Raw genomic sequence first — 17,407 nt, forward strand, 5'->3', positions numbered from 1 at the left:
CAATAATATTCTACATAAACTCTACTAGGGTATAAGGGAAATGAAATACTGCGTTCTGGTGCACATAATAAAACACTATATGATCAACGTTCAAAATAAGCATAGTAAGTCATTTTATAGATGCGAAAATGTGAGTGAATGCCGAAAAAATACTGTAAAACAAACAAAATATGTGAATGAAGTAACAAATAGTGAAAATCGCATAAAAACAAAATGGAAAATTTGTACAAAAAAGACATTGCGTTCACGTGCACAAAATGATAATATAACATCATCAAAAAGAACACAAAAACAGAAAACAATAAAAAATGAACGGAGGAATTTAAAATGTTAAGAGTAGGAGTTATCGGATGCGGCGGAATGGGAAGAGATCATATCAGAAGACTGACAGAGAAGATCCAGGGAGCAGAAGTAGTAGCTGTTTCCGATGTATTTGAGGAAAGTGCCAGGAAAGCAGCCGAGATCTGCGGAGCAAAAGTCTATGCAGACAGTAAGGAGCTCATCAATGCAGAGAACGTAGATGCAGTATTTATCGTATCTCCGGGCTTCGCACATGTAGATTCTCTTCTTCAGGCGATCGAGGCCGGCAAGAGGATTTTCTGTGAGAAACCATTATGTACAACTGCTGAGGACTGCCTGAAAGTAGTAAAGGCAGAGGAGGCAGCCGGCAAACATCTCATCCAGCTTGGATTTATGAGACGCTATGACAAGGGATATCAGCAGATCAAGGAAGCACTTGCAACCGGAGAATACGGCGAGCCGCTGATCCTTCACTGTACACACAGAAATCCGGAGGTAGGTACCAATTACAATACACCAATGGCTGTGCACGATACCGCAATCCATGAGATCGATGTCCTTCACTGGCTTGTAGATGATGAGTATGAATCAGCACAGGTAGTAATGCCAAAAGTGACGAAATATTCCCACTCTGAGCTGAAGGATCCGCAGATCATGATGCTCCGTACTAAAAAAGGTGTATGCATTAATGTAGAAGTATTTGTAAACTGCAAGTTTGGATATGACATCAACTGTGAAGTTGTATGTGAGGACGGTGCACTGAAAATGGCACAGCCGGCTTATCCGTCTATCCGCAAGAATGCGGCAGTGTCCACTGCTATTGACACAGACTGCTTCGTAAGATTTAAAGACGCTTATGATAAAGAGGTTCAGGACTGGGTTGATAACGCAGAGGCAGGAGTGATCACAGGACCGAATGCATGGGATGGATACCTGGCAGCGATCACAGCAGATGCTCTTGTAAAAGCGCAGGAAACCGGACAGATCGAGAAGATCGTTTCAGCAGTTGAGAAGCCGGAATTTTATAAATAAATATATTTTACGAGCTCCACCTCATCAAGTGTGAGTTATCATACCAACTTATTGCTACAGACTTCCCCAATGCGTCTGCGGCGGCAGTTACCGGCAGGATCCGATTCCGCTTCGGCTTTGTTGAAACTGCAGTGGAAAACCTGCCGGTGAGATTAACCGGAAAAATTGGCTGAAAAGTAAAAACATATGGAGGGTATTGAAGATGAAATTAGGATTTAATGAAGCAACTGCACTGGAATGCAAAGGACAGTCTCTTATGGCAGACCTGGAGATGTGCGAGAAATATGGTTTTGATTATATTGAGATCCGCTTTGACTGCATAAAGGACTATCTCAAAGAGCATACACTGGAAGAACTTGCAGACTGGTTTAAGAATCATCATCTGAAACCATGGGCATACAACACTCTGATCTTCTTTAACCAGAGAGATGAGGCAGGGGAAAAAGAGATTGACGAAGAAGTTGATTTTATCCTGAAGGTTTCCAAAGCAATCGGAATGAAAATGCTGATCACCGTTCCAAGCTTTGATGTAAAAGACAAATCTGTCAGTGAGATCAAAGAAGAAGCAGTTGCACGTCTTCGTTATCTTTCCGATAAGGTTGGCGCGGATATGAAGATCTCCTTGGAGTTCTGTGGTGCACCGAACTGCTCCATCAATCAGTTTGGAACAGCCTATGATGTGGTAAAAGCAGTAGACAGAGATAATGTAGGCGTTACCGTGGATACCTTCCATTTCCATGAGATGTGCTCCCGCCTTGAGGACCTGAGAGCTGCTGATGGCAAGAAGATTTTTGCATACCATTTAAATGATTGTGAGGATCTTCCGCTTGGCTCCTGCGGAGACGACAAGAGACTGTGGCCGGGTGAGGGTGTTGTAGATCATGCAGGAATCGCAGCTGCACTGAAGGAGATCGGTTTTGATGGCGTTTGCACCATCGAAGAGTTCCGTCCGGAATACTATGCAATGAGCCATGAGGACAACGTGAAAAAGGCTGCGGAAGTTACCAGAGACTTTGTGCAGAAATATTTCGGATAATTCATTCAGAAAGGTCCGACCTTAAACCGATAGGAGGTAGATACTATGGCTGGTAAGGGAATCCCTGAATTGTTGAATTACAAGCAGAAGGGGAAAGACTTGAATGAATTCATCAAGGTTCCGCTGTCGGAAAAGCTGGCATACTGTTTTGGTGATCCGGCACTGACCTTGATGTATACCATGACTACAACTCTGCTGATCTATTTTTATACCAACGTTGTTGGAATATCAGCAGGTGCGGTAGGAATGATCATGCTTTTGTCCCGTGTTTTTGATGGCTTTTCCGATGTGCTGATGGGAACTATTATCGACCGGACTCATTCCAAGTATGGAAAAGCCAGGATCTGGATCTTAAGACTTGCGGTTCCTTATGCGCTGGCAGCGGTGCTTTTGTTCACCATGCCGCCAATGGGAAATATGGGAAAGATCATCTATGCTTTTGTTACCTATAATATCATGAATACGGTTGTATACACTGCTATCAGCCAGCCATTCCATGCACTGGGATCTCTGATGAGCCGTGACCGTCGTGAACGTGATGTGATCTGTAACATCCGCATGGTATTGTCGATCACAGCAAGTATGATCATTACTGCGTTCACACTGCCGCTGATCAATATCGTAGCGAATATTACCGGCAATCAGCAGATGGCCTGGATCCTAGTAACTGCCGGCTATGCGATCATTTCTGTCGGTGTACTTGTGAATACTTATATGGTCTGTACAGAGCGTGTTTCTGCAGCAAAACAGGAAAAGGAAGATATTCCTTTTGTGGAAGCATTTAAAGCAACCGTTACCAACCGGTATTTCCTTATCGCTCTGGGGCTGATGATCTTTTATACCGCATATCAGATCATTATCGGAACGGACCTTACCTATTACTGCCAGTATGTACTCGGAAATGTAGACCTCGTCATGCCTCTTTCCGCAGCTGAGAAACTGGCAACTGTGGCAGGAATTGCCCTTCTGCCGAAGGTGCTTCCCCGCTATGGAAAAAGAAATCTCATCTGTGTCGGCTGCATCCTGGGCGTTGCAGGACAGCTTCTGTTCCTGATGAATATTACCAGTGTTTCGCTTGGTGTTGTAACCTGTATCATGAGAGGTATCGGAATCGCCCCATTCTATGGTGTGCAGTATTCTCTTCCAAGCGATGCGATTGAGTATGGCCAGTGGAAAACAGGTAAGCGTGTGGAGGGTCTGATGTTCTCATCTATGAGCATGGGTCAGAAAGCCGGTTCCGGACTGACTTCTGCTATTATGGGAGGAATTCTTTCGGCGGCATACTTTGACGGAACAAAGGCGACAGCGGCAGAGCAGTCTGCAGAGGCAATCCGCGTGATCAAGGGATTTTATCTGTATGTTCCGATAGCAATCTGGGTAGTGATGTTTGTGATCGCAGTATGCTATCAGCTGGACAAAGTTTATGACAAAATGATGCGTGAACTGATCCAGCGAGAATCGGGAGAGGAAAGCGTCTCTGTGCCGGGCGAGATTCAGTCCATGCCGTTACCGGAAGCTTCCGGTAACCGGATCAACGTGGCAATTGGAAGACTGTATGGCAGCAGTGGAAGAAAGATTGCCGAGGATGTTGCAAAAGCACTGGACTGCAAGGTTTATGATCGCCAGATCATCTGTCTTATGGCAGAAAAGTTCGGTATGGAAAAAGCAGATCTGGAAAGTGTAAGGCAGTATCTGGATTCCTACAATTATGAGGATTCTGAGCTTACATTTTCCCCGTATGGACATTCATCGGCAGGTGCGGCAGCAGATTATACAGGTGTTCAGATGTTTGAGGCGCAGAGCCGGATCATCCGTGAGCTTTCTGAGAGAAGACCAGGTGTATTCCTGGGAAGATGTGCCAACTATGTGCTTCGTGGAGAGCCGCATACATACAGCTTTTTCGTTTATGCAGATGATGCTTACCGGGAAAAAGAGGGCCAGGAATATTATAAAGGCCAGTCTCTTGGAGAACTGAAGAAACGTGATCAGATCCGAAATGAATATTATGAGAAGTTTACCGGAATCCGCAGAGACGATCCCCATTATTACGATATGGTGATCAATGTATCCAAAACAGGTGTAGCCGGAGCGGCCAGCCTGATCCTGGATTATATCCGGAATAAAGAAGAGGAAAAAGGAGGGAATGCATCATGAAGATTGCATTTGACGTAGATGTTCTTGCGAAACAGATGGATATCAACCGTATGGTCCATCAGGTGGCGGACTGGGGATATAAATATATTGAACAGTCTCCGCATCCGAGAATCAATCCGTTCTATAAGCATCCGTTGTTTTCAAAAGAATGTGAACAGGAATACAGACAGGCTCTTAAAGAGACTGGCGTTGAGATTTCGTCCTTTATCGTGGTGTATCGCTGGTCTGGTCCGACGGAGGAACAGAGACAGTTTGCAGTTGCAAACTGGAAACGGATGATCCAGATCGCCGGAGATATGGGAGTGAAGGTTATCAATACAGAGCTTTCGGGTGATCCGAACCAGCAGGAGATCTGCAATGGAATGTGGTTTAGATCCATGGAGGAATTGCTTCCGCTGATCGAGCGTGAGGGTATCCGTGTGGAGATCCAGTCTCATCCTTATGATTTCTGTGAGCTGAATAATGAGACCTGTGATATGGTGAAATCCTTCCGTTCTCCAAATCTTGGTTATGTGTATTCTTCTCCTCACGGCTTCTTCTACGATGAGGGCAAAGGAGATGTGCGGTCCATGCTGAAATATGCGGGAGATGAACTGACCCATGTACTTTTTGCGGATACCTTTAACCAGACCATGGACTGCAGATACATTTTAAATCCGCCGTGGCTGAATGGCCGTGGAAAAGCGGATGTGACGGTGCATCAGCATCTTGCAATGGGTGAGGGTGATGTGGATTTTGATGGTATTTTTGAAACATTGAGAGAAATGGATTTTGCCAGCAAGCAGCTGAAACCGGATGCACCGAAAGCCGGCGGCGATAACATTGCCTGCGTTTCCATGTTTGGTTTTCCGGAAAAGATGGATAAGCAGGCACCGGAAGCAAGAGAGCGGATTGAGAGAGAACTGCTGGGGAAATGATCGGGTGATCGCGGCAGATCAGAAAGAAAACTGCAATAAATGAGCAGCTGATAGTACGCAGAACGGTGAATAAGACTGATAAAATAACGAATGCGTGCAGAAACACGGTTTCCAGGATGAAAGTTTCATTGTGGAAACCGTGTTTTTTGATGTCTTTCTTTACAAAAAAACTTTACATATATCAAACAACTGTCTTGTCACATGTAAAGGACTGTGGTATTATGTGTAAGATGTTTTGAAAAAAGTTACATGATAATAAAAAAAGCAGATCAGAAGCATCTGCATAATAAAGACTAGTACAGTGAAAATTAAGTTTCTGCTATATTGACGCAGGATGATTTCTTCATCTGCAAGGCGGAGGAATGAGGCGTAGCGGTGGCTACAACGATTGACGACAACGCAGCAGATGAAAAATCAGACAAGTCAATATGGCGGTTACTTAATATTCGCTGTACTAGAAAGCAAAAGCAGGAATTCAAAAAAGAAATCCTGCAGGAAAGGTGAAAGATAATGACAGTTGCAGAAGAAATCCAGAAATTAAAAAAAGAAAAAGATGCCATCATCCTTGCACACTACTACGTGCGTCCTGAAGTGCAGGATGTAGCTGACTATATAGGAGATTCCTTTTATCTCAGCAAGATCGCAGCCAGCGCGAAAGAGAAGACGATCGTGTTCTGTGGAGTAGGATTTATGGGAGAGAGCGCCAAGATCTTAAGTCCGGATAAAACTGTTCTGATGCCTGCCATGGATGCAGACTGTCCGATGGCTCATATGGCAACAGAAGAAGGCATCCGCAAGGTGCGAGAGGAATATGACGATGTGGCAGTTGTCTGTTACATTAATTCCACAGCAGCATTGAAGGAGCTTTCTGATGTATGTGTTACTTCCGCAAATGCAGTAAAGATCGTAAAAGCGCTTCCGAACAAAAACATCTTTTTTATCCCGGACAGAAATCTTGCACATTTTATTGCAAAACAGGTTCCTGAGAAGAACTTTATTTACAACGAAGGTTTCTGTATTGTCCATGAATTTATGGATCCGGAAGAAGTAAAAGCAGCAAAAGAAGCGCACCCGGATGCACTGGTTCTGGCACATCCGGAATGTCCTCAGACAGTTCTGAAACAGGCTGATTACATCGGAAGCACATCCGGAATCATTAAATATGCACAGGAAAGTGACAATAAAGAGTTTATCATCTGCACAGAATGTGGCGTTCAGTACAAGCTGGAAACTACATGCCCGGATAAAAAATTCTACTTCACAGAAACCGTACCGGTCTGCAAAAACATGAAAAAAGTATTTCTGGAAAAAGTTCTCCACGTTCTGAAAACCGGGGAGAATGAGGTTCATGTAACAGATGAGACACGTGAAAACGCGAAGAGACCGCTGGAGCGGATGCTGGAACTGGCAAAATAAATAAAACACATTTGTATAAAAGATTTGTCTGAGTTGGCTGAAAAGAGAAATCAAGACAGAGAGGCGAAAAGCAATGAGAATTAAAACAGACGTAGTGATCGTGGGAACAGGTGTTGCAGGTATGTTCAGTGCCTTGAAGCTTCCGCGGGACAAAAAGATCGTGATCATCACAAAAGAGGATATGAGGAGTAGTGATTCTTTCCTGGCGCAGGGCGGGATCTGTGTGCTTCGTGATGAAAACGATTACGACAGCTATTTTGAAGACACCATGAAGGCAGGACATTACGAAAACAGAAAAGAGTCGGTAGACATTATGATCCGAGGCTCCAGAGACATCATTAATGACCTTGTCGGATATGGTGTGGATTTCAAGATGGATGGAGATGATTTTGCTTATACAAGAGAAGGTGCACATTCCAGACCGAGGATCCTTTATCATGAGGATATCACAGGAAAAGAAATTTCCGAAAAACTGCTCCAGCAGGTTCTGAAGCTTGAAAATGTAACAATTCTGGAATATACTACCATGCAGGATATTCTTGTGGAAAATGGCAAATGTACAGGTCTGAAGGCAGTTTCCGCAGAAGCGAACAGGGCACGTCTTGAAGCTATGGAAGCCGGAAAAGCAGTGAAAAGCCAGGAAGAGATCCAGCCTGGCGGAGAGATCCCGGTAGAGATTTATGCACAGGATACGATCCTGGCCAGCGGCGGGATCGGAGGAAGATATGCGCATTCCACCAACTATCCGCATCTTACAGGGGATGCTCTTGATATTGCAAAAAAACACAATGTGCGTCTGGAACATCTGGATTATGTGCAGATCCATCCGACAACGCTGTATTCCAAGAAACCGGGCCGCAGATTCCTGATCTCAGAATCGGTCCGCGGAGAAGGCGCAGTACTTTATAACAGCAAGAAAGAGCGTTTTGTCAATGAACTTCTTCCAAGAGATGTAGTAACAAATGCGATCCGGGAAGAAATGAAAAAAGAAGGAACAGATCATGTATGGCTTTCCATGGAAAATATTGATAAAGATACGATCCTGAATCATTTTCCGAATATTTATCAGAGATGCCTGGAAGAAGGCTATGATGTGACAAAAGAATGCATCCCTGTTGTTCCTGCTCAGCATTATTTCATGGGCGGTATCTGGGTGGATTCTGACAGCAAGACCAGCATGGACCAGCTTTATGCAGTGGGAGAAACCAGCTGCAACGGTGTACATGGCGCGAACAGACTGGCAAGTAATTCCCTGCTGGAGAGCCTTGTATTTGCAAAACGTGCAGCCAAAGCAATCTCAGCAGAAAAGAAAAGTGCTGCAGGTGCGGCGTGAATGCAGCCGGAATATAAATATCCGTATTATGAAAGACAGGAGCAGCCTTGCTTTGGAGAACAGGGCTGCTGTGATAATTAAGAAAGAGCAGGTATTGTAAAATGAATAAGATCACAATGACACTTCAGGTAGATCACCTGATCCTGGAGGCTTTAAAGGAAGATATTTCAAGCGAAGACGTTACCACAAACTCTGTTATGAAAGAAACAGTTCCGGGAGAGGTAGATCTGATTTGTAAAGAGGATGGAATCATTGCGGGATTGGAAATCTTCAGCCGTGTATTTACGCTTCTGGATGCTGACACAAAAGTGGAGCTGTTCTGCAAGGACGGCGATGAAGTAAAAAAAGGTCAGAAAATGGGAAAAGTTACAGGAGATATCCGGGTGCTTCTTTCCGGCGAGCGTGTGGCACTGAATTATCTTCAGAGAATGAGCGGGATCGCAACCTATACACATTCGGTTGCGTCACTTCTTGAAGGAACAGGGATCACATTGCTGGATACCAGAAAAACAACGCCGAATATGCGTATTTTTGAGAAATATGCTGTTCGTGTAGGCGGCGGACAGAACCACAGATATAATCTTTCAGATGGAGTTCTTTTGAAAGACAATCACATCGGAGCAGCAGGAAGCGTTGCGAATGCTGTAAAAATGGCGCAGGAGTACGCTCCTTTTGTCCGCAAGATCGAAGTTGAGGTAGAAACTCTTGATCAGGTAAAAGAAGCTGTTGAGGCCGGCGCAGATATCATCATGCTTGATAACATGACTCCGGAGATGATGAAAGAGGCGGTGCAGCTGATCGATGGAAGAGCAAAAACTGAATGTTCCGGAAATGTTACAAAAGAAAACATTGCAAAGATCAGGGATGTTGGTGTAGACTATGTATCAAGTGGTGCATTAACGCATTCTGCACCGATCCTTGATATTTCGCTTAAGAATCTTCATCCGCTTTCCTGAAAAATGCAGGATTTTACAGAATACCGAGTGCTGTGACAGGAAATACCCCGAATATCAGAAAAGAAGCGTGAATTGCCGGAAGCAGAGGCATAGCAGGTGATGTCGGGCCGGGTTGGAGAGATCGCGAGAATGAAGGAGAGCGGTATCGGAATAAAAAGTACAGGCACAGCCAGGAAAGGGGAACTTAAATGACTGGTTCAGAACGCAGGACAGCGATCATGGATCAAATTAAAAACAGTGAACGGCCGGTCTCAGGAAGTGCTCTGGCCAGAACATTTCAGGTCAGCAGACAGGTGATCGTGCAGGATATTGCGCTGATACGCGCGGAGGGGAATGACGTGATCTCCACCAATAGAGGATATATTTTTACTGCTCCCCATACTGTGAGCCGGATATTCAAGGTGCATCATACAGATGCGGATCTGGAAAACGAGCTCTGCGGGATTGTGGATCTTGGCGGAAAAGTGATCAACGTAATGGTGAATCACAGAGTTTACGGACATATCGAGGCAGAACTGAATATCAGCTCCAGGCGCCAGGTTGAGAATTTTATGGAGGATATCCGAAGCGGCAAGTCCAGTCCTCTGAAGAACATCACATCGGATTATCATTATCATAAAGTAGAAGCAGAATCCGAGGAAATCCTGGATATGATCCAGGATATGCTGAAACGGCGAGGATTTCTGATCGAAGCAGAATAGCAGAAGTCAGATATAAAAAGAAAAGATATACAGAATGAGAAAATTCTGTTAATATGAAATATAGTGATCACGAAGATAAGAGAAGGAATCCTGCATGGCAGGGTTCCTTCTTGCACCCTGCGGAAATGTGCACCTTGTGGAAATGTGCAGACAGGGAAAACAGGATGCAGATATGAGGGTGAGAAAAAATACGGCTTGATATGCATGGAGGGGGAAATGGATTATCAGAGTATGTTTACATTTATGCTGGAGATGGCAGGAACTATTGCGTTTGCTGCTTCCGGAGCTATGGTGGGGGCGCAGAGAGGAATGGATATTTTCGGGGTCTGCGTTCTTGGAGTGGTGACTGCAGTGGGCGGAGGAGCTACCAGGGATATTATCCTGGGAATCGTGCCGCCGGGAATGTTTCAGGATCCGCTGTATACCATTGTGGCAACCGTGACGTCCTGTATTGTATTTGCAGTAATGTACTGGAAGCAGGAGCTTTTGGAAGGCGGGAACCGGCTGGTCTATGATAAGGTGATGCTGGTGATGGATACGGTTGGCCTTGGTGTGTTTACTGTCATGGGGGTTGATAAGGGGATTTCCCAGGGGTATATGGAAAGAACATTTTTTCTTGTATTTCTTGGGACTGTCACAGGAGTTGGAGGTGGCCTGATCCGTGATATGATGGCAGGAGTACCGCCATATATTTTTGTGCGCCATATTTATGCCTGTGCGTCTATTGTAGGGGCCATTGCCTGTGTTTGGATATACAGGCTGTGGGGCGGAGTGCCGGCCATGGTGATCGGAACGGTAGTAGTGATCCTGATCCGGTACCTGGCGGCACATTACCGGTGGAATCTGCCGAGACTGAGAAGAGAATAAAAAAAGATATGAAAAGCTCCGGAACATTTAAGGAATAATGTTCCGGAGCTTTTTGGCTTTTATTTGGTTTATATTGTGTAGAAGATTTTATCTGTTCCTCTCATAAGAGAATCATGCGTCTGTATCCTGCAGAGCCAGGAAGCCTTCCTCGCCGGTACGGATCTTGACAACGTTTTCGATATCGTAAACGAAGACCTTACCATCACCGATCTGACCGGTATGAAGAACTTCTTTTGCAGTATCAATAACCTTCTGAACCGGTACAAGACTTACAACGATCTCGATCTTAACCTTCGGACGGAGGTTCATGTCAACCTCAACACCACGATAGTAGGTTGGAGCACCCTTCTGAACACCACAGCCCATAACGTTTGTGATAGTGATACCGGTTACGCCGATCTCGTTCATAGCCTGCATAAACTCATCCAGCTTGTTCTGACGTGTAATGATAACAACCTTTGTCAGTTTGTGTACGCCGTCTGCAGGAATTTCAGGAACAGATTCAGCAGGAGCAGAAGGAGCATGTTTTACAACAGGGGCTTTTACGGAAGTTCCCATTGGAGTCGGAGCCTTTGTCATGGTATCCTGTACAAAGAATCCATCGTATGCACTTGCGAGGCCATGCTCTTTCATATCCAGACCTGCGATCTCTTCCTCAGCGGAAACACGAAGTCCGATGGTGTGTTTGATCACTTGGAAGATAATTGTCATAGTAACAGTAACCCATGCGATGGTGATAGCCATACCAATAAACTGAACACCGAAGCCATGGAAACCACCGCCTGTGAGAAGACCTTTCCACTCGGTACCTGCACCGTCGGAGAAAAGACCGACAGCAAGAGTTCCGAAAGCACCGTTAAGACCGTGAACGCCAACAGCACCAACCGGGTCATCAATTTTGAGAACTTTATCAACAAATTCAATACCAAATACTACAATGAATCCGGAGAGGATTCCGATGATAGCTGCAGATGTAGGAGATACGGTATCGCAGCCTGCTGTGATGGCTACCAGTCCTGCAAGAGAACCGTTCAGGGACATGGAAACATCCGGTTTTTTGTAGCGGATCCATGTGATCAGCATAACTGTTACAGTAGCAACAGCAGCTGCAAGGTTTGTTGTTACGAAGATCTTTCCGGCGCTTACAATGGCATCGCCTTCCATGCTGACAGTAGATGCACCGTTGAAACCGAACCAGCAGAACCAGAGAATGAATACACCAAGTGCACCAACTGTAAGGTTATGTCCCGGGATCGCTCTGGATTTACCGGATTTAGAATATTTTCCGATACGAGGTCCGAGGATGATGGCACCGATCAGTGCAGCAACACCACCAACCATGTGAACGGCACAGGAACCTGCGAAATCATGAAATCCCATCTGGCTGATAAAGCCGCCGCCCCAGATCCAGTGACCGGATACAGGATATACAACGAGACTGATCAGTAAACTGTAGATACAGTAGGAGATGAATTTAGTACGCTCTGCCATGGCACCGGACACGATGGTAGCAGAAGTAGCACAGAATACAGTCTGGAAGATGAGAAATGCCCAGAAAGGAACTCCATCCGGAAGCATTGCGTTTCCGTAGTTTGCCTCTGAGGCGATTCCGCCGATCTTGCCGAAGAAACCGTTTCCTGCACCGAACATGATGCCAAATCCAACCAGCCAGAAGACCGGTGTACCGATACAGAAGTCCATCAGGTTTTTCATGATGATATTTCCTGCGTTTTTTGCTCTTGTGAATCCTGTTTCGACCATTGCAAATCCAGCCTGCATGAAGAAGACCAGTGCTGCACCGACGAGGACCCAAGTTGTGTTTACTGAAGAATACATAGTAACACTCCCTTTCCCAATTTTTTTCTTTCCTATTATGTATAGAAAGAATTTTTGTAATACCGGACAGAAAAAACAGACAGAATTTATCCAGTATCAGTATAACGAAAAAGCGCAGGAGAGAGGAAATTCTCTTCCGCGCCTTTACGAAATCAAAATCAGTATATGTAAAACAGGGGATATCTGTATCGTGTGATTAATGGATGAGGAAATCGATAATGAATTATGAAGTAGAGTTCATAAAGGATATCCCCTGTATTTACCGTATGAAATTGTTATCTGATATCCGTGATCAGATGGAGAATAACAGCTCGTCGTAGGTCGGATAAGGAAGTAACTCATCCGGGATCAGAGCCTCTGCCTCATCTGCAGATTTTCTTAAAGTTTCCATGTCTTCCAGAACAGTTTCCTGATAAGCCTTGGAGCATGCAAGTACATCGTCAGAAGAAGCAAGAGCTTTTGCTGTATCTGCTTTCAGAGTTTCCAGATCTTTTGCCATGGTGTCTGCAAGTGTACTCAGTTTGGAGATCAGAGCAGCTTCACTTGCTACAGAAATATCAGCTACTACGGATTTCTTTGCAGCTGCAGTATCTGCAAGCTTTTCAACATATGTATATACAGAAGGAATTACCTGCTTCTGGATCATCTCAGCCAGAGTGTTGGACTCGATGTTGATGGTCTTGTAATAGTTCTCAAGCCAGATCTCGTAACGGGAGAAAAGCTCTTCCTTTGTAAAAATGCCATGCTTTGTAAACAGCGCAATGTTCTTCTCAGCAATGAAATGCGGAAGTGCATCCGGAGTTGTTTTCAGATTGTAGAGACCACGTTTCTCAGCTTCTTCAACCCATTCGTCTGTATATCCGTTTCCGTTAAAGATGATGCGTTTATGCTCTTCAATGGTCTTCTTAAGAAGTGCATGTACTGCGCTTTCCATTTCTTCTTCCGGAACATCCTTAAGAGCTGCGCTGAATTCTGCAAGAACCTCTGCAACAGCGGTATTCAGTACGATGTTCGGGTTTGCGACAGATGCTGCAGAACCAAGCATACGGAACTCAAATTTGTTTCCGGTAAATGCAAATGGTGAAGTACGGTTTCTGTCTGTGGTATCCTTTATGAAGTGCGGAAGTACCTTTGCTCCGATATCCATCTGTACTGCATGCTTGTTGTCGGAGAAGGTATCATTTTCAATGGATTTCAGTACGTCTGTCAGCTCGTCTCCAAGGAAGATGGATACGATCGCAGGCGGTGCCTCGTTTGCTCCAAGACGATGATCGTTTCCGGCGCTTGCAACGGATACGCGGAGAAGATCAGCATAATCGTCAACGGCTTTGATGACAGCTACCAGGAATACCAGGAACTGTGTATTTTCTGCCGGTGTTTTTCCTGGATCAAGAAGGTTTACACCTGTGTCTGTGCTCATGGACCAGTTGTTGTGCTTACCGCTTCCGTTGATTCCCTCAAATGGTTTCTCGTGAAGGAGGCAGACCATGTTGTGCTTGTCGGCAACCTTCTTCATGATCTCCATGGTCAGCTGGTTGTGGTCAACAGCAACATTTGTGGTATCAAATACAGGAGCCAGCTCGTGCTGTGCAGGAGCAACCTCGTTATGTTTTGTTTTGGCTGGAATGCCAAGCTTCCAAAGTTCTTCGTCAAGATCATGCATGTAAGCAGCAACGCGAGGCTTCAGGGCTCCGAAGTAATGATCTTCCATTTCCTGTCCTTTTGGTGCAGAAGCGCCCAGAAGAGTACGGCCGCAGAAGATCAGGTCTTTTCTCTTTTTGTAAAGATCCTTGTCAACCAGGAAATATTCCTGCTCAGGTCCTACGGTTGTGTCGATGTGACGGACCTCTTTGTTTCCGAGGATGTGAAGAATACGAACCGCTTCTTTGTTCAGAACATCCATGGAACGAAGAAGAGGAGTTTTCTTATCCAGTGCCTCTCCGCTGTAGGAGCAGAATGCAGTAGGAATGTAAAGAGTTTTATCTTTAATGAATGCAGGTGAAGTAGGATCCCATGCTGTATATCCTCTTGCTTCAAAAGTAGCACGAAGTCCGCCTGACGGGAAGCTGGATGCATCCGGCTCACCTTTTACCAGCTCTTTACCGGAGAAATCCATGATCACCTGTCCGTCACCTGTAGGGGAGATGAAGCTGTCATGCTTCTCAGCAGTTACGTTTGTCATCGGCTGGAACCAGTGTGTGTAATGTGTCGCACCGTTTTCAGTAGCCCATTCTTTCATTGCAACTGCTACGGAATTTGCAACGTCCAGTTCCAGATGAGTTCCGTTTTCAATTGTTTTCTTTAATGCTTTGTACATGTCCTTTGGCAGTTTGCTTCGCATCACTTTGTCATTGAATACAAGGCTGCCATACATTTCAGGGATACTCTGTGCCATATAGGTACACTCCTTTCGATTTCACTCATTCATTATAATTTTTAATTATTTTATAAGGACCGCTGCCGGAAGAACCGGGTATAAACGGACCGGAAAACAAAAAAAGCGCTTCAGATACCTGCCGTATCCAAAGCGCCTTTGCTTTATGTGTTGCAGTATACACCAAAATAAAATATTGTCAAGAGCTTTTTTGAAAAAATCTAAAAAATTGACCAGGGCGATCGGACTGTCGGAAAATAGGCAGGGTTGACAAATCTTGTCCTTTTATTATAATCTGATATCGTAGTTATACAGTCGAAAAGTCAGCGATCGCTATAAGTGATCGAGGCAAAAGAAGCTTTTTGACCAGTGACAAAGATGTACAATACGGAAAGAACAGATGGAGGGAAATATGTCAGGAGTAAAGGAAGAATGTGGCGTATTCGGGATTTATGATCTGGATGGAGGGAATATTGCACCATCTATTTATTATGGTCTTACCTCGCTGCAGCACAGGGGACAGGAGTCCTGCGGAATGGCCGTTTCAAGGACGGACGGAGAAAGAGGAAACGTACAGTTCCATAAAGATCTCGGACTGGTAAGCGAAGTTTTACGAAAAGATGTTGTACATAATATGAATGGTGATATCGGAATCGGACATGTTCGTTATTCCACCACCGGAGAATCTGTCGCAGAGAATGCACAGCCGCTGGTACTTTCTTATATCAAGGGAAGTCTGGCACTTGCGCACAACGGAAATCTGGTTAATACAGAAGCACTGAAATGGGAGCTGATCCAGACAGGCGCAATTTTCCATACAACTACCGACTCAGAGGTTATCGCGTTCCATATCGCAAGAGAACGTGTGCATTCTGCCACTGTAGAGGAAGCAGTACATAAAACCGTAGAGAAGATCCGCGGAGGATATGCTCTTGTGATCATGAGCCCCCGGAAGCTGATCGGTGCCCGTGATCCTTACGGACTGAAACCCCTCTGTCTTGGAAAAAGAGATAATGCCTATGTCCTTGCATCTGAAAGCTGCGCGCTGACATCTGTAGGAGCGGAATTTATCCGTGATATTGAACCGGGTGAGATCGTCACGATCACCAAGAACGGACTGAAATCCAGTAAACTGACTGAGAAGAAAAAGCATGCTCATTGTGTTTTTGAATATATTTATTTTGCAAGACTGGACAGCACCATGGATGGCGTGAAAATCTATGATGCAAGGATCCGTGGAGGAAAATCTCTTGCAAAATCCTATCCGGTGGAAGCGGACCTGGTAACCGGTGTACCGGAATCCGGACTTCCGGCAGCAAAAGGCTATTCTGAGGAATCCGGAATCCCGTTTGGCTTTGCGTTCTATAAAAACAGTTACATTGGAAGAACTTTTATCAAGCCTACACAGCAGGAGAGAGAGTCCAGTGTCCATCTGAAGCTGAGCGTTCTGGAATCTGTGGTGAAGGGGAAGAGAATCGTTCTGGTGGATGATTCCATTGTCCGAGGAACTACCATTGCCAATCTGATCCACATGCTGAAAGAAGCAGGAGCAAAAGAAGTCCATGTACGTATCAGCTCCCCGCCATTTTTACATCCCTGTTATTTTGGTACCGATGTGCCGTCCAATGACCAGCTCATCGCAGCACAGCACAGCACGGAAGAAATCCGTAAGATGATCGGTGCAGACTCCCTGGGTTATATGCAGATCGATTATCTGGAAGGCATGGCAGGTGGACTTCCGCTGTGTAAAGCATGTTTTGATGGCAATTATCCGATGGAAATACCGGCAGAAATCAAACAGGATTAATGAACTATGTGGAATTAATCTCACAGTAAAAAATAATGGATTGAAAAACGAAAATGTAAAAACTGCACAATAAATATATAAAAAACCCGGATTTTGCCATATAAAATCCGGGTTTTTATAGAAAGACTCTTAAAAACGATAAAAAACATCAACTTGACAAATCTGACAACATGAGACATAATGTGGAACAGCCAGATGAAAAAGGTCGCTGGTCTGGAATATACAGGAAAACAGCAAGGCCGAAAAAAGGCCGGTTTTTTGCCGAGATAAAAGAGAGGATGATATTTATGTCTAAAAAAATTAGATTGAATGCGACAGAGGATGTTAAAGAATTTGTTAAGGCTGCAAGTAAATGTGATTTTGATGTAGATATTTCATATAACAGAATTTTAATTGATGCAAAATCTATTCTTGGAATCCTCAGCATGGATCTGACCAGAGTTCTTACAGTAACCTGTCATGGCGAGGATCATGAGTTTGATCGTTTCCTTCAGAAATATGCAGTTGCCTGACAGACAGTGCAGAGACAGACAAGATATGAAAGACATAAAAAGAAAAGGCAGACGTGGATGCAGAGACAGGAGATCAGTTTGAAATCCTCAGCAGGCGTCTGTTTTTTCTTTGCATCCATTTCATAGGAAGAAATTCCGCAGACTATATGAAAAATCAGTTATTGAC

At 44.7% G+C, this 17,407-nt stretch carries 14 protein-coding genes; 12 read left to right on the plus strand and 2 right to left on the minus strand.

All coding sequences use genetic code 11. The features are described 5' to 3' along the window. Window positions 1-327 precede the first annotated feature (327 nt). From NCY57_RS04115 to NCY57_RS04155, 10 genes are all read left to right on the plus strand, one after another. A complete protein-coding gene (locus NCY57_RS04115) occupies window positions 328-1,332 on the plus strand; it encodes a Gfo/Idh/MocA family protein (RefSeq protein ID WP_173733615.1) in 1,005 nt (334 codons plus the stop codon). A 202-nt stretch (window positions 1,333-1,534) separates the two neighbouring features. Continuing rightward, the gene (locus tag NCY57_RS04120) at window positions 1,535-2,368 is read left to right on the plus strand and encodes a sugar phosphate isomerase/epimerase family protein (protein WP_147603621.1); all 834 of its coding nucleotides are present in this window, start codon (window positions 1,535-1,537) and stop codon (window positions 2,366-2,368) included. 45 nt (window positions 2,369-2,413) lie between these two features. Beyond that, window positions 2,414-4,522: a cytidylate kinase family protein gene (locus tag NCY57_RS04125; RefSeq protein ID WP_250789506.1), complete on the plus strand. Its 2,109-nt coding sequence runs from the start codon at window positions 2,414-2,416 to the stop codon at window positions 4,520-4,522. Continuing rightward, window positions 4,519-5,439 (plus strand): sugar phosphate isomerase/epimerase family protein, encoded by a 921-nt coding sequence (locus tag NCY57_RS04130; protein WP_015525733.1) that lies wholly within the window; start codon window positions 4,519-4,521, stop codon window positions 5,437-5,439. Before NCY57_RS04125 ends, NCY57_RS04130 begins: the two co-directional genes overlap by 4 nt. Window positions 5,440-5,814: 375 nt before the next feature. Then, window positions 5,815-5,943, plus strand: coding sequence for a hypothetical protein (locus NCY57_RS16780; RefSeq protein WP_274603405.1), 129 nt, complete (start codon window positions 5,815-5,817; stop codon window positions 5,941-5,943). Window positions 5,944-5,949: 6 nt separating this feature from the next. After that, window positions 5,950-6,855 carry a quinolinate synthase NadA gene (gene nadA, locus NCY57_RS04135; RefSeq protein ID WP_227588338.1) on the plus strand — a complete coding sequence of 302 codons (906 nt, stop codon included), beginning with the start codon at window positions 5,950-5,952 and terminating at the stop codon, window positions 6,853-6,855. 73 nt (window positions 6,856-6,928) lie between these two features. Then, complete coding sequence (locus tag NCY57_RS04140) at window positions 6,929-8,188, plus strand: FAD-binding protein (RefSeq protein ID WP_059086302.1); 1,260 nt, start codon at window positions 6,929-6,931, stop codon at window positions 8,186-8,188. Window positions 8,189-8,289: 101 nt separating this feature from the next. Then, window positions 8,290-9,144, plus strand: a complete 855-nt coding sequence (gene nadC, locus NCY57_RS04145) for a carboxylating nicotinate-nucleotide diphosphorylase (RefSeq protein ID WP_227588339.1) — start codon at window positions 8,290-8,292, stop codon at window positions 9,142-9,144. A 188-nt stretch (window positions 9,145-9,332) separates the two neighbouring features. Further along, window positions 9,333-9,845, plus strand: coding sequence for a transcription repressor NadR (locus NCY57_RS04150; protein ID WP_021651124.1), 513 nt, complete (start codon window positions 9,333-9,335; stop codon window positions 9,843-9,845). Window positions 9,846-10,061: 216 nt separating this feature from the next. After that, window positions 10,062-10,712, plus strand: coding sequence for a trimeric intracellular cation channel family protein (locus tag NCY57_RS04155; RefSeq protein ID WP_022426741.1), 651 nt, complete (start codon window positions 10,062-10,064; stop codon window positions 10,710-10,712). Between the two features lie 111 nt (window positions 10,713-10,823). Here NCY57_RS04155 and NCY57_RS04160 read toward each other — a convergent pair whose 3' ends face one another. Both NCY57_RS04160 and NCY57_RS04165 read right to left on the minus strand, forming a co-directional pair. After that, on the minus strand, window positions 10,824-12,548 hold the full coding sequence (locus NCY57_RS04160; protein WP_173739920.1) for an ammonium transporter: 1,725 nt from the start codon (window positions 12,546-12,548) through the stop codon (window positions 10,824-10,826). Window positions 12,549-12,840: 292 nt separating this feature from the next. Beyond that, entirely contained in the window at window positions 12,841-14,943 is a 2,103-nt protein-coding gene (locus NCY57_RS04165; protein WP_227588340.1) for a glutamine synthetase III family protein, read from the minus strand. 391 nt (window positions 14,944-15,334) lie between these two features. On the opposite strand from NCY57_RS04165, the gene purF reads away from it, so the two are divergent. Both purF and NCY57_RS04175 read left to right on the plus strand, forming a co-directional pair. After that, complete coding sequence (gene purF, locus NCY57_RS04170; RefSeq protein WP_015525743.1) at window positions 15,335-16,729, plus strand: amidophosphoribosyltransferase; 1,395 nt, start codon at window positions 15,335-15,337, stop codon at window positions 16,727-16,729. Between the two features lie 278 nt (window positions 16,730-17,007). Beyond that, window positions 17,008-17,241 (plus strand): HPr family phosphocarrier protein, encoded by a 234-nt coding sequence (locus NCY57_RS04175; RefSeq protein ID WP_431833604.1) that lies wholly within the window; start codon window positions 17,008-17,010, stop codon window positions 17,239-17,241. Window positions 17,242-17,407 lie beyond the last annotated feature (166 nt).

This window comes from Blautia sp. MB18-30, from assembly GCF_023669475.1.
Classification (GTDB): Bacteria; Bacillota; Clostridia; order Lachnospirales; family Lachnospiraceae; genus Blautia_A; species Blautia_A fusiformis.

Coding starts and splice junctions, on each gene's coding strand:
- NCY57_RS04115 (WP_173733615.1), top strand. CDS start 328: ATGTTAAGAGTAGGAGTTATCGGATGCGGCGGAATGGGAAGAGATCAT.
- NCY57_RS04155 (WP_022426741.1), top strand. CDS start 10,062: ATGGATTATCAGAGTATGTTTACATTTATGCTGGAGATGGCAGGAACT.
- nadA (WP_227588338.1), top strand. CDS start 5,950: ATGACAGTTGCAGAAGAAATCCAGAAATTAAAAAAAGAAAAAGATGCC.
- NCY57_RS04120 (WP_147603621.1), top strand. CDS start 1,535: ATGAAATTAGGATTTAATGAAGCAACTGCACTGGAATGCAAAGGACAG.
- NCY57_RS04125 (WP_250789506.1), top strand. CDS start 2,414: ATGGCTGGTAAGGGAATCCCTGAATTGTTGAATTACAAGCAGAAGGGG.
- NCY57_RS04160 (WP_173739920.1), bottom strand. CDS start 12,548: ATGTATTCTTCAGTAAACACAACTTGGGTCCTCGTCGGTGCAGCACTG.
- NCY57_RS04165 (WP_227588340.1), bottom strand. CDS start 14,943: ATGGCACAGAGTATCCCTGAAATGTATGGCAGCCTTGTATTCAATGAC.
- nadC (WP_227588339.1), top strand. CDS start 8,290: ATGAATAAGATCACAATGACACTTCAGGTAGATCACCTGATCCTGGAG.
- purF (WP_015525743.1), top strand. CDS start 15,335: ATGTCAGGAGTAAAGGAAGAATGTGGCGTATTCGGGATTTATGATCTG.
- NCY57_RS04130 (WP_015525733.1), top strand. CDS start 4,519: ATGAAGATTGCATTTGACGTAGATGTTCTTGCGAAACAGATGGATATC.
- NCY57_RS04140 (WP_059086302.1), top strand. CDS start 6,929: ATGAGAATTAAAACAGACGTAGTGATCGTGGGAACAGGTGTTGCAGGT.
- NCY57_RS04150 (WP_021651124.1), top strand. CDS start 9,333: ATGACTGGTTCAGAACGCAGGACAGCGATCATGGATCAAATTAAAAAC.
- NCY57_RS04175 (WP_431833604.1), top strand. CDS start 17,008: ATGATATTTATGTCTAAAAAAATTAGATTGAATGCGACAGAGGATGTT.